This window comes from Streptomyces meridianus, assembly GCF_023703325.1.
GTDB lineage: Bacteria > Actinomycetota > Actinomycetes > Streptomycetales > Streptomycetaceae > Streptomyces > Streptomyces meridianus.
Map to the genome: position 1 here is coordinate 119,402 of NZ_JAMQGM010000014.1, position 12,055 is coordinate 131,456.

Sequence of the window (12,055 nt, forward strand, 5' to 3'; positions counted from 1 at the left end):
GGGCAGAAAAGCCCACGGCCACCAGGGCCGTCCCGTCCTGCAGCGCGTCGCCGCGGCGCCGAATCTGGAGCGACCGGCCCTACGAGCGAGACGAGTTGAATACTTTGAATCTCATATTTGAGATATTCTCTCGCATATGGCAGACGACTACCTCACCCGAATCGGTAAGCTCATCCGCGATGCCCGTCAGCATCGAGGCTGGACACAGGCCCAGCTTGCCGATGCTCTGCACACGAGTCAGAGCGCAGTGAACCGCATCGAGCGAGGTAATCAGAACATCAGTCTTGAGATGATCGCCCGGATCGGTGAAGCCTTGGACAGCGAGATCGTCTCCCTCGGCTACTCCGGCCCCATGCATCTCCGCGTGGTCGGCGGTCGCCGGCTTTCGGGCAGCATCGACGTCAAGACCAGCAAGAACGCGTGCGTGGCACTGCTGTGCGCGTCACTCCTCAACTCCGGCCGCACGACGCTGCGCCGGGTCGCCCGGATCGAGGAGGTCTACCGCATCCTCGAGGTGCTCGGCAGCATCGGCGTCCGCGCCCGCTGGATCAACGACGGCAACGACCTCGAGATCATCCCGCCGGACCGGCTCGACCTGGACACCATGGACACCGAGGCGGCCCGGCGGACCCGCAGCGTCATCATGTTCCTGGGCCCGCTGCTGCACCGCACCGACCGCTTCAGGATCCCGTACGCGGGCGGATGCGACCTCGGAACCCGCACCGTCGAACCGCACATGACCGCGCTGCGGCACTTCGGGCTCGAACTCACCGCCACCGACGGCACCTACCACGCGCAGGTCGACCGCGGGATCTCACCGAGCCGTCCCATCGTGCTGACCGAACGCGGCGACACCGTCACCGAGAACGCGCTGCTCGCCGCCGCCCGGCACGACGGCGTCACCGTCATCCGCAACGCCAGCTCCAACTACATGGTCCAGGACCTGTGCTTCTTCCTGGAGCAACTGGGCGTGCGGATCGAGGGCGTGGGCTCGACGACCCTGACCGTCCACGGCGTCGCGCGGATCGACAGGGATGTCGACTACGCGCCCTCCGAGGACCCGGTCGAGGCGATGAGCCTGCTGGCCGCGGCCGTGGTCACCGAGTCCGAACTGACGATCCGCCGTGTTCCGGTGGAGTTCCTCGAGATCGAGCTGGCCGTGCTCGAGGAGATGGGGCTCGACCACGAGCGCGGCGACGAGTACCCGGCGAACAACGGACGCACCCGGCTGATCGACCTCACCGTCCGGCCGTCGAAGCTGCGGGCACCGATCGACAAGATCCACCCGATGCCCTTCCCCGGGCTGAACATCGACAACGTGCCGTTCTTCGCGGCCATCGCCGCCACCGCCCAGGGCTCGACCCTGATCCACGACTGGGTCTACGACAACCGCGCCATCTACCTGACCGACCTGACGCGGCTGGCCGCCAACGTCAAGCTCCTCGACCCGCACCGGGTGCTGGTGGAGGGCCCGACCCGCTGGCGCGCGGCGGAGATGATGTGCCCGCCGGCGCTGCGCCCGGCCGTCGTCGTACTGCTGGCCATGATGGCGGCGGAGGGCACCTCGGTGCTGCGCAACGTCTATGTCATCAACCGGGGTTACGAGGAGCTGGCGGAACGGCTGAACTCGGTCGGCGCCCAGATCGAGACGTTCCGCGACATCTGACTCACCGTCGAAACCACCACCGCACTCCGTCCTGCCTGCGATGCAGCGGGCAGGAAGGGGCGCATCCACTGTACGGGCTGCGTTTCCGCGATGTTGTGGCCGACGAGCGCGAGGACGTCGGCATGGTCGAAATCGTCGTACGAGCCGGGCTGACCGTCGCCGCCGAAGGATTCCTTCAGCGCCTCGGCGGCAGTGGAGGTGCACAAGAGGGTGTTCCCGTCCAAGTGGCGGGTGCCGATACCCGCGCGGGCCGGTACGGCCAGGTGCAGGACTCCTCGAGGAACAGCCGACCTGTGGACTCGTCCGGCACTTGTGGCGGGGCGCGGGTGCCGCCGGCCTGCGGGGGTACCCGCAACGGCAGCGCCGCGCCGGTCCCGCGGAGGGAGGACGTACGCCGTGAACAGCAAGGACAGCCTGCGGGAATACCGGCAGAAGCGGGATTTCGCCCGCACCCGGGAGCCGCGCGGCCGGAACGCCGACCTCGGCGAGAACCCGTCCTTCGTGGTGCAGATCCACGACGCGAGCACGCTGCACTTCGACTTCCGCCTGGAGGCCGACGGCGTGCTCAAGTCCTGGTCGGTGCCCAAGGGCCCGTCCGACGATCCCCGGGACAAGCGGCTGGCCGTCCCCACCGAGGACCACCCGCTGGAGTACCGGGAGTTCGAGGGCGTCATCCCCGTGGGCGAGTACGGCGCCGGTACGGCGATCGTGTGGGACGAGGGCACCTACCGGATCCTCACCCACGACCGCGAGGGCTCGCCGGTGCCCGCGGCACAGGCCCTGGGGAGGGGGCACCTTTCGTTCTGGCTGGACGGGAGCAAGCTCCACGGCGGATACGCCCTGACGCGCATCCGCGGGGGCGGCTCCTCCTCCGGCCGGGAGTCGTGGCTGCTGGTCAAGGAGAACGACGCTCGCGCCGGACGCCGCGGCACCCCCGATCCGGCCCGCGCCCGCTCCGCGAAATCCGGTCGCACCCTGCGGCAGGTCGCCGCCGAGGAGGGCTGAGTCGTCGTGACGGCGGACGGTCTCCTGGACCCCCTGCCCCCCGAACAGCAACGGCTGCTGCTCGAGGCTCCGGATGCGGCGGAATCGGCGCGGAACCCCATGCTCGCGGTTCTCAGCGACCGGCGGACGTTCGACAAGAACTGGATCTTCGAGCGCAAGCTCGACGGCATCCGTGCCCTCGCTGTCCGCGACGGCGCCAACACGCACCTGCTCTCCCGCAGCGGCCGGTCCCTGGATCGCTCCTACCCCGAACTTCTGGACGCCCTCGCGGCCCAGGCCTGCTCCGGCTTCACCGTCGACGGGGAGATCGTGGCCATCTCCCGCGGCCGCACCGACTTCTCCCGGCTCCAGCAGCGCATGCAGATCGAGGACCCGGCGCGGGCACGGGCGAGCGGCGTCGCCGTCACCTACTACGTATTCGACCTGCTGCGTCTGGACGGCGTCGACCTGACCCGGCTCCCCCTGCGCACCCGCAAGTCGCTGCTGCGCCGGGTGCTGGATTTCCACGGACCGCTACGGCTGACCCCGCACCGCAACGAAGGCGGTCCCGAGCTGCTGGAACAGGCGTGCGCCAAGGGCTGGGAGGGGTTGATCGCCAAGCGGGCGGACGGCCGTTACGTGCGGCGCCGGTCCCACGACTGGCTGAAGCTCAACTGCTCGGCCGGACAGGAGTTCGTCGTCGGCGGCTGGACCGAGCCGACGGGCAGCCGCACGGGCCTGGGCGCCCTGCTGCTCGGGCACTACGAACAGGGACGGCTGCGTTACGCCGGCAAGGTCGGCACGGGCTTCCGGGCCGCGACCCTGCGCGAGCTGCGCACCGCTCTGGACCCGCTGGAGACGACCGCGTCCCCGTTCGCGGATCCGGTGCGCGAGCGCCGCGTGCACTGGGCACGGCCGCGGCTCGTCGCCGAGATCGGCTTCACCGAGTGGACCCGGGACGGCCTGCTGCGCCACCCCCGCTTTCTCGGACTGCGCGACGACAAGCGGCCGCAGGACGTCGTACGCGAGAGGCCGGAGGGAAGCGGTCGATCCTGAATGAACATCCGGGATCCGGGAAGACGGACATGTGCCGACGGCCGCGGCGCGCTGCCCCGCCCCTCCCCGCGAGGACGTCCGGACATTCGCTGCGCCCCGCCCGCCACAGGCTGGACGAGGTGACGCGCGCCTGACACACCCACCGGCATCCCCGCACCACATGACACACTCCGGCGGGACGCGCCGGTTTCCGTCCGCGCCCGCAGGGCACCCGGCTGCCATGGTTCGGATCGGCTACACGATGCTGACGGAACAGGCCGGGCCCCGCGATCTGGTGCGGCACGCCGTGCGGGCCGAGGCCGCGGGGTTCGACTTCACCGTCACCTCCGACCACTCCTTCCCGTGGCTGGACTCGCAGGGGCACTCCCCGTACGCGTGGAGCGTGCTGGGCGCCGCGGCGCAGGCCACGTCCCGTATCCCGCTGACGACCTTCGTGACCTGTCCGACCCGCCGCTACCACCCTGCCGTCGTTGCCCAGAAGGCCGCGACGATGCAGTTGCTGTGCGAGGGGAGGTTCCGGCTGGGGCTGGGATCCGGGGAGAACCTCAACGAGCACATCGTGGGCGGGGGGTGGCCCTCGGTGGACGTCCGGCACGAGATGCTGGCAGAGGCGTGCGAGATCATCCGCGCCCTCTTCCGGGGCGGATACGTCCGTCACCGCGGCCGGCACTTCGACGTCGAGTCGGCCAAGCTGTGGGATCTGCCGGACACGCCGCCGCCGATCGGTGTCGCCGTGTCCGGCGAACAGTCCTGCGCGCTGGCCGGACGGTTCGCCGACCTGCTCATCGCCGTCGAACCCCGGGCCGACCTCGTCGCCGCCTTCGACGCGCACGGGGGCGCTGGCAAACCCCGCATCGGGCAGCTGCCGGTGTGCTACGACCCCGATCGACGTGCCGCCGTCGCGCGGGCCCACGACCAGTTCCGCTGGTTCGGCGGCGGGTGGAAGGTGAACGCCGAGCTGCCCGGCACCGCCGCATTCGCGGGCGCCACGCAGTACGTCCGCCGCGAGGACGTCGCCGAGGCCATCCCCTGCGGGGACGACGTGGGCATGTTCGTGGAGGCCGTCCGCCCGTTCGCCGAGGCCGGGTTCACCGATGTCGCGCTCGTCCAGATCGGCGGGACGCACCAGGACTCCTTCATCGACTGGTCACAGCGCAAGCTCCTGCCCGCGCTCCGCGAACTCTGACCCCGGGCCGGCGGCCGGGCGGGTGACGACGGGGTCAGGGGGCCGCGTCGGCCGTGACCCGCACGGTGCGCAGGCTGCTGTCCGCGGCGTCCGGGATGTACATCCCCGCGTCGACGCCGGAGCGCAAGTACTCGAGCACCGGTGCGGTGAGCCGCTCACCGGGCAGAACTGCTGGGATGCCCGGCGGGTACGGTGTGATCATTACGGCGGCGACGCGGCCCTCCGCCGCGTCGAGGGGGACGTCCTCGTGGCGGGCGAAGTACGCGTCACGCGGCGGCGCGGCCTGTTCGAGTCGCAGTCCTCCCGGGTCCGGCACACGGACCTTCGGAGCCGGGCGCAGATCCGGTGCATGGCGCACCAGGTCCTCCAGCGCCCTCAGCAGCCGGCCCGCGGTGCTGTCGTCGTCGCCGTGGGCGATCTGGGCGCTGATCCGCCGGTGGTCGCTCAGGTGCATGTCCACCGCGTGGTGGCGGCGCAGCCAGTCGGCACGTGTCCGACCGCACAGGGGTCGTGGCAACGGAACGGAGAGCCGAGGTGACGCCACCGGCGGCTCTCCGGCACCCGGCGGGCGGCGTCTGCCGTCCGGCGTCATGGCAGGACGGCGACTCCGTCGATCTCCACCATCGCCTGTTCGTCCCAGAGCCGTACCGCACCGATGACGGCCATGGCCGGGTACTCCCGCCCGGCCAGCCGCCGCCAGATCCGCCCCAACTCGGCGACGTGCGAACGGTAATCGGCGACGTCGGTGGGATAGACGGTGACCCGGGCCAGGTGCTCGGGTTCGCCGCCCGCGGCACGCAGGGCGGCCAACAGGTTGGTCAGCGCTGTCTCGAACTGCTCGGGCAGGGTGTCCCCGACGACCTTGCCCTCCCCGTCGAGCGAGGTCTGGCCGGCCAGGAAGACCAGGCGCCCGCCGGTCGCGACGACCGCGTGGGAGAAGCCGGTCGCGGGCGCGAGTTCCGGGGGATTCACGCGCTCGACCGGGGCGGAGGGCTTTTTCACCGGTACAACTCCTTTGCGATGATGGTGCGCTGGACCTCGGTGGCGCCCTCGTAGATGCGGGGCGCGCGGACCTCGCGGTAGAGGTGCTCCAGGAGATGTCCGCGCACCAGCGCGGCGGCGCCGTGCAGTTGGACCGCCGCGTCGACGACGTACTGGGCCGTCTCGGTGGCGAGCAGCTTGGCCATCGCCGAACTGCGGGCGACACCCGCAGAGCCGCTGTCGTACGCCTCGGCCGCCGCATAGACGAGCAGTCGGGCGGCCTCGGTCCGGGTGGCCATCTCGGCGAGCCGGTGACCGACTGCCTGCAGATCCTTGAGCGGTCCGCCGAACGCCTGCCGCACACCGGCATGGGCGATCGACGCGTCGAGCGCGGCCTGTGCCATCCCGACGGCGAACGCCCCGACGCTCGGGCGGAAGAGGTCGAGCGTACGCATGGCGACCCGGAAGCCCTCGCCGGGCCGGCCGAGCACGTCGGTGGATGTGACGGGCACGCCGTCGAAGGTCAGCGTGCCGATGGGGTGCGGGCTGAGCATGTCCAGGTGCTCGCCGCCCAGACCCGGCCGGTCGGCCGGGACCAGGAAGGCGGTGACGCCCCGGGACCCCGGCGCCTCCCCGGTCCGCGCGAAGACCGTGGCGAAGTCCGCCTCGGGCGCATTCGAGATCCAGCACTTCTCACCGCTCAACCGCCAGCCCTCGCCGTCCGGTTCGGCGGCGAGCGCGAGCGCCGCGGCGTCCGAACCGGCACCCGGCTCGCTCAGCGCGAACGCGGCGACGGCCCGTCCCGCCACGACCTCCGGCAGCCAGCGTTCCCGCTGTTCCCGGGTGCCCGACTGGACGACGGGATACGTCCCGAGGCCCTGAAGGGCGAGCGCGGTCTCGGCCTCGGTGCACTCCATCGCCAGGGACTCGCGCAGCAGACAGAGGTCGAGCGCCGGGACCCTCGTCCCTCCGGCGGCGGGGAAGACCCGTTCCAGCAGGCCCAGTTCGCCGAGTGCTTCGAGCAGGGCGCGGTTGACCCGGCCCGGTTCCGACCCCTCGGCCAGCGGGCGAAGGTGCTTCGCGGCCAGTTCGCGCACGTGTGCGCACCATGAGCGTTGCTCCGCGTCCAGCGCGAATGCGGGCATCCAGCCCCTCCTTATCGCGGACCGTTGACTGTCGTCACCATCACGTTACGCTCGTACCGCAACCGCACGGCCGGGACCCACCTCATTTCCAGGACGGCGCAAAGGGGCGCATCCGCATGGAGCTCACACCTTCGGCTCACGTGGACACTTTCGCGCGGGACAACCTTCCGCCTCGCGAACAGTGGCCGGAACTGGTCTTCGACACTCCGGAACTCGACTACCCGGACCGTCTCAACTGCGGCGCCGAACTGCTTGACCGGTCGGCGGAGCGCTTCGGCGCGGACCGGCCCGCCCTCCACTCGCCGGACGGACCTTCCTGGACCTACGGGGAGTTGCTGGAGCGCGTGGACCGGATCGCACACGCCCTCACCACGGACCTGGGTGTGGTGCCGGGCAACCGCGTGCTGCTGCGCGGCCCCACCACCCCGTGGCTCGCGGCCTGCTGGCTCGCGGTGATGAAGGCCGGCGCCGTGGCCGTGACCGTGCTCGCCGCGCAGCGGCCGAAGGAACTGGCCGGCATCTGCGAGACCGCACGGGTGCGGCACGCCCTGTGCGACATCCGCTCGGTGGACGACCTGGCGAAGGCCGAGGTGCCGGGGCTGCGGGTCACCGCGTACGGCGGTGACGCCCCCGACGACCTGACCCGGCTGGCCCAGGCCGGGCGGGGCCCTTACCGGGCCGTTGACACCGCCGCGGACGACGTGGCGCTGATCGCCTTCACCTCGGGAACCACCGGGCGCCCCAAGGGGTGCATGCACTTCCACCGGGACGTGCTCGCCATCGCCGACACGTTCTCGCAGCACGTGCTCCGGCCGCAGCCCGACGACGTGTTCGCCGGCAGTCCTCCGCTCGGCTTCACGTTCGGGCTGGGCGGGCTCGTGATCTTTCCGCTGCGGGCGGGGGCCTCGACGCTGCTGCTGGAGCAGGCGGGACCGCGCCAGTTGCTGCCCGCGATCGCCGAGCACCGGGTGTCCGTTCTGTTCACTGCGCCGACGGCGTACCGAGCGATGCTCGACGTGCTCGACGGCAACGACGTTTCCTCGCTGCGGCGTTGCGTCTCCGCCGGGGAGAACCTGCCCGAGGCGACCTGGCGCGCCTGGCACGAGGCCACCGGCCTGCGGATCATCAACGGCATCGGCGCCACCGAGATGCTGCACATCTTCATCTCGGCGGCCGACGAGGCGATCCGGCCCGGCGCAACCGGCATTCCGGTGCCGGGCTTCCGCGCCCGCATCGTGGACCGGTCCGGCAGCCCCGTGCCCGACGGCGAGCCGGGACTGCTCGCCGTGCAGGGCCCCACGGGTTGCCGCTACCTCGCCGACGAGCGGCAACTCGAGTACGTCCGGAACCGATGGAACCTGACCGGCGACACCTATGTCCGGGATAGCGACGGCTATTTCCGGTATGTGGCCCGGGCCGACGACATGATCATCTCGGCCGGCTACAACATCGCGGGCCCCGAAGTCGAGGACGCCCTGCTGCGCCATCCCGACGTGCTCGAGGCGGCGGTCGTCGGCCGGCCCGACGAGCGGCGCGGCATGGCGGTCGTGGCCTACGCCGTGCTGCGCCCGGGCGTGCCCGGGGACGCCGGCACGGCCGAGGCCCTGCGGGAGTTCGTCAAGACGGTGATCGCCCCGTACAAGTGCCCGCGCGAGATCGTCTTCCTCGATGCACTGCCCCGGACGCCCACCGGAAAACTGCAGCGATTCCGGCTCCGGACCGCGGAGGGCGAACCGGGGGCGGCCGGCGCCGCCGCCCCGGCCTGATCGACGACACGGGGTCCTCCCGGGGGCAGCGGTTCCGCCGTCCCGGGAGAACCCCGGCGTTCTACAACGCGAGCCTCGGCTTCGGCGCGTCCGTGCGACCGGTCGGAGGGGTGCGGCTGCCCGCCCGGTACTGCTGCGGCCAGGGAGCACCCGGCCCGATGTAGTCCTGCTCGGCAGCGGCGTGCAGGGTCCAGTGCGGGTCGTACAGATGCGGCCGGGCCAGCGCGCACAGGTCGGCACGGCCTGCCAGGATAAGGGAGTTGACGTCGTCCCAGGAGGAGATGGCCCCCACCGCGATGACGGGGACACCGACGGTGTTGCGGATGCGGTCGGCGAACGGCGTCTGGTAGGAGCGGCCGTAGTCCGGGCGTTCCTCGGGCACCACCTGACCGGTGGAGACGTCGATGGCGTCCGCACCGTGAGTGGCGAAGGCACGCGCGATCTCCACCGCCTCCTCGGCCCCGTTCCCGCCGTCCGCCCAGTCGGTGGCCGAGATCCGCACGGTCATCGGCCGGTCCGCGGGCCACACCTGCCGTACCGCGTCGAACACCTCGAGGGGGTAGCGCAACCGCCCCTCGAGGTCACCGCCGTAGGCGTCGGTGCGGTGGTTGGTGAGCGGAGACAGGAAGCCGGACAGCAGATACCCGTGCGCACAATGGAGTTCGAGCAGGTCGAAGCCGCAGCGGGCCGCGCGGTGCGCCGACTGGACGAACTGCTCGCGGATCGCGGCGAGTCCGGCCCGATCGAGTTCCCGGGGCACCTGGTTGACCCCCGGCCTGTAGGGGAGCGGCGAGGCGGCGACGAGCGGCCAGTTGCCGTCGGTGAGCGGCTGGTCGATGCCTTCCCACATCAGCCGGGTGGAGCCCTTGCGTCCGCTGTGCCCCAGCTGCACACCGACCGCGACGCCGGGCGAACTGTCGTGTGCGAAGCCGACGATACGGCGCCAGGCGTCCTCGTGCTCCGGCTCGTAGAGTCCCGCGCAGCCGGGGGTGATCCGGCCCTCCGGGCTGACGCACACCATCTCGGTCATGACCAGCCCGGCGCCGCCGAGGGCCCGCGCCCCCAGGTGCACGAGGTGGAAGTCGCCGGGGGTGCCGTCCAGAGCCGAGTACATGTCCATCGGTGAGACCACGACACGGTTGCGCAGGTTCAGCCTGCCCAGCCGGAACGGGGTGAACATCGGCGGCACGCCCGCCGGGAGGCCGTCCCGGCCGCTCAGCACCTCCCGTTCGACGGTGTCGGTGAAGGCGCGGTCGCGCAGCCGCAGGTTGTCGTGGGTGATGCGGCGGCTGCGGGTGAGGAGGTTGAACGCGAACTGGTGGGGCGCCTGGTCGACGTAGGTTCCGAGATTCTCGAACCACTCGAGGCTGGCGCGGGCGGCCCGCTGGGTCGACTCGACGACCGGGCGCCGCTCCGTCTCGTAGGCGGCGAGCGCCGCCGGGATGTCCGGCTGCTCCTCGATGCAGGCGGCGAGGGCCAGGGCGTCCTCGACGGCGAGTTTGGTGCCGGAGCCGATGGAGAAGTGCGCGGTGTGGGCGGCGTCGCCGAGCAGCACGATGTTGCCGTGGCTCCAGTGCTCGTTGACCACGGTCGTGAACGCGATCCACTGGGAGCGGTTGCCGCGCAGCGGCCGGCCGCCGAGGGCGTCGGCGAAGATCTTCGCGCCGCGCTCGGTGGACTCCTGCTCGTCGCACCGGTCGAATCCCGCGCTGCGCCAGACGTCCTCGTGCATCTCGACGATCACGGTGCTCTCGCCGGTGGCCCCCTCGCCGCTGCCGCTGCGGGTGTACGGGTAGCCGTGCAGCTGCATCACGCCGTGCTCGGTCTCGGCGATGTCGAAGCGGAAGGCGTCGAAGGCGAAGTCGGCGGCGAGCCAGATGTAGCGGCAGGCGTGGGTGGCCGGCCGGGGACGGAAGACGTCCGCGTGGGTCTGCCGGGTCACGCTGTGCACCCCGTCGGCGGCGATCACCAGGTCGTGGTCGGCGGCGAGTTCGGCGGCGCTGGGCGCCTCGGTGCGGAACTCCAGCCGCACGCCGAGTTCCCTGCAGCGCTCGTGCAGGACGGCCAGCAGCCGGCGGCGGCCGAGGGCGGAGAAGCCGTGACCACCGGAGGTCAGGGTGCGACCCCGGTGCACGATGTCGATGGCGTCCCAGCGGACGAACTCGTCCCTGAGCCTGGTGTGGACGACGGGGTCCGCTTCCTCGATGCCGCCGAGGGTCTCGTCGGACAGCACCACGCCGAAACCGAACGTGTCGTCGGGGGCGTTGCGTTCCCAGACGGTGACGTCGCGGGTGGGGTCGAGCCGTTTGAGCAGCGCCGCGGCGTACAGGCCGCCCGGGCCGCCTCCGATGACCGCGACGCGCAGGGGCCGCGGGGTGGTCACCGGCCCTGCCACTTCGGGGCGCGCTTTTCGGTGAACGCCGCGTGGAACTCGGCGTAGTCCGCGCTGTTCATCAGGAGCGCCTGGGTGTTGGCGTCCATCTCGACGGCTGCCGCGAGCGGCATGTCGAGTTCCGCGGTGAGCAGCGCCTTGGTCTGGGCGAGGGCGAGCGCCGGACCGTCGGCGAGGCGGCGGGCGAGCGCGGCCGCGGCGCTCTGGGCCTCGCCCTCGTCGGTGAGTTCGCTGATGAGTCCGATGCGTTCGGCCTCGGGGGCGCGGACGGGTTCACCGAGCATGAGGATCCGGGTGGCGTGGCCGAGGCCGACCACGCGGGGCAGCAGGTAGGCGGCGCCCATGTCGCCGCCGGAGAGCCCGACCCTGGTGAAGAGGAAGGCGAAACGGGCGGACGGATCCGCGACCCGGAAGTCGGCCGCGAGCGCGAGGACCGCGCCTGCGCCGGCGGCGACGCCGTGCACGGCGGCCACGACGGGGAAGGGGCACTCGCGCAGGGCGCGCACCACCTGGCCGGTCATCCGGTTGAAGTCCAGCAGCTCCGACGTGTTCATCGACATCGTCTCGCCGATGATCTCGTCGACGTCGCCGCCGGAGCAGAATCCCCGCCCCTCACCGCTGAGGACCAGCGCGCGGACGGACCGGTCGCGGGACAGTTCGGCGAGCAGGTCGCGCAGGTCGGCGTAGGCGCCGAAGGTCAGGGCGTTGAGCTTGTCGGGGCGGGCGAGGGTGACGGTGGCGACGCCCTCGTCCCGGGTGACGCGGATGTGCTGCCACTCCCCCGTGGCGGGCGTGGAACCGGTGAACGGGCTCATGGAGTTCGGCCTCCTCCAGCCGGACGGCTGATGTACCTGGCTGCCCGGCGAAGCTATCACTGCT

9 protein-coding genes and 2 pseudogenes are annotated in these 12,055 nt (G+C 71.6%); 5 read left to right on the forward strand and 6 right to left on the reverse strand.

Annotated features, from left to right (window positions below; all coding sequences use genetic code 11):
• Positions 1–136: 136 nt before the first annotated feature.
• A complete protein-coding gene (locus M1E25_RS06315) occupies positions 137–1,666 on the forward strand; it encodes a UDP-N-acetylglucosamine 1-carboxyvinyltransferase (RefSeq protein ID WP_251410922.1) in 1,530 nt (509 codons plus the stop codon).
• Between the two features lie 59 nt (positions 1,667–1,725).
• Here the strand turns inward: M1E25_RS06315 and M1E25_RS06320 are convergent.
• Positions 1,726–1,958: pseudogene (locus M1E25_RS06320) on the reverse strand (nitrate reductase); the annotation flags it as partial.
• Between the two features lie 104 nt (positions 1,959–2,062).
• Here M1E25_RS06320 and M1E25_RS06325 point away from each other — a divergent pair.
• The 3 genes from M1E25_RS06325 (at position 2,063) to M1E25_RS06335 (ending at position 4,892) form a co-directional block, all read left to right on the forward strand.
• Positions 2,063–2,671 (forward strand): DNA polymerase ligase N-terminal domain-containing protein, encoded by a 609-nt coding sequence (locus M1E25_RS06325; RefSeq protein WP_251410925.1) that lies wholly within the window; start codon positions 2,063–2,065, stop codon positions 2,669–2,671.
• 6 nt (positions 2,672–2,677) lie between these two features.
• Positions 2,678–3,706, forward strand: coding sequence for a non-homologous end-joining DNA ligase (ligD, locus tag M1E25_RS06330; protein ID WP_251410928.1), 1,029 nt, complete (start codon positions 2,678–2,680; stop codon positions 3,704–3,706).
• 220 nt (positions 3,707–3,926) lie between these two features.
• Positions 3,927–4,892 (forward strand): LLM class F420-dependent oxidoreductase, encoded by a 966-nt coding sequence (locus M1E25_RS06335; RefSeq protein ID WP_251410931.1) that lies wholly within the window; start codon positions 3,927–3,929, stop codon positions 4,890–4,892.
• 34 nt (positions 4,893–4,926) lie between these two features.
• On the opposite strand, the pseudogene M1E25_RS25585 reads toward M1E25_RS06335, so the two are convergent.
• From M1E25_RS25585 to M1E25_RS06350, 3 genes and pseudogenes are all read right to left on the reverse strand, one after another.
• Positions 4,927–5,391, reverse strand: a pseudogene (locus M1E25_RS25585) (Orn/Lys/Arg family decarboxylase); the annotation flags it as partial.
• 89 nt (positions 5,392–5,480) lie between these two features.
• Positions 5,481–5,894: a RidA family protein gene (locus tag M1E25_RS06345; protein ID WP_251410934.1), complete on the reverse strand. Its 414-nt coding sequence runs from the start codon at positions 5,892–5,894 to the stop codon at positions 5,481–5,483.
• Positions 5,891–7,018: an acyl-CoA dehydrogenase family protein gene (locus tag M1E25_RS06350; RefSeq protein ID WP_251410937.1), complete on the reverse strand. Its 1,128-nt coding sequence runs from the start codon at positions 7,016–7,018 to the stop codon at positions 5,891–5,893. The genes M1E25_RS06345 and M1E25_RS06350 overlap by 4 nt, the downstream gene beginning before the upstream one ends.
• Before the next feature lie 116 nt (positions 7,019–7,134).
• On the opposite strand from M1E25_RS06350, the gene M1E25_RS06355 reads away from it, so the two are divergent.
• The gene (locus M1E25_RS06355) at positions 7,135–8,784 is read left to right on the forward strand and encodes an AMP-binding protein (protein WP_251410940.1); all 1,650 of its coding nucleotides are present in this window, start codon (positions 7,135–7,137) and stop codon (positions 8,782–8,784) included.
• A gap of 61 nt (positions 8,785–8,845) precedes the next feature.
• On the opposite strand, the gene M1E25_RS06360 is transcribed toward M1E25_RS06355, so the two are convergent.
• Positions 8,846–11,167, reverse strand: a complete 2,322-nt coding sequence (locus M1E25_RS06360) for a bifunctional salicylyl-CoA 5-hydroxylase/oxidoreductase (protein WP_251410943.1) — start codon at positions 11,165–11,167, stop codon at positions 8,846–8,848.
• Entirely contained in the window at positions 11,164–11,991 is an 828-nt protein-coding gene (locus M1E25_RS06365) for an enoyl-CoA hydratase family protein (RefSeq protein WP_251410946.1), read from the reverse strand. Before M1E25_RS06365 ends, M1E25_RS06360 begins: the two co-directional genes overlap by 4 nt.
• Between the last annotated feature and the right edge of the window lie 64 nt (positions 11,992–12,055).

Excerpts from the sequence above, each read along its gene's own strand:
- M1E25_RS06315 (WP_251410922.1), top strand. The coding sequence starts at position 137 with ATGGCAGACGACTACCTCACCCGAATCGGTAAGCTCATCCGCGATGCC.
- M1E25_RS06335 (WP_251410931.1), top strand. The coding sequence starts at position 3,927 with ATGGTTCGGATCGGCTACACGATGCTGACGGAACAGGCCGGGCCCCGC.
- M1E25_RS06350 (WP_251410937.1), bottom strand. The coding sequence starts at position 7,018 with ATGCCCGCATTCGCGCTGGACGCGGAGCAACGCTCATGGTGCGCACAC.
- M1E25_RS06355 (WP_251410940.1), top strand. The coding sequence starts at position 7,135 with ATGGAGCTCACACCTTCGGCTCACGTGGACACTTTCGCGCGGGACAAC.
- M1E25_RS06365 (WP_251410946.1), bottom strand. The coding sequence starts at position 11,991 with ATGAGCCCGTTCACCGGTTCCACGCCCGCCACGGGGGAGTGGCAGCAC.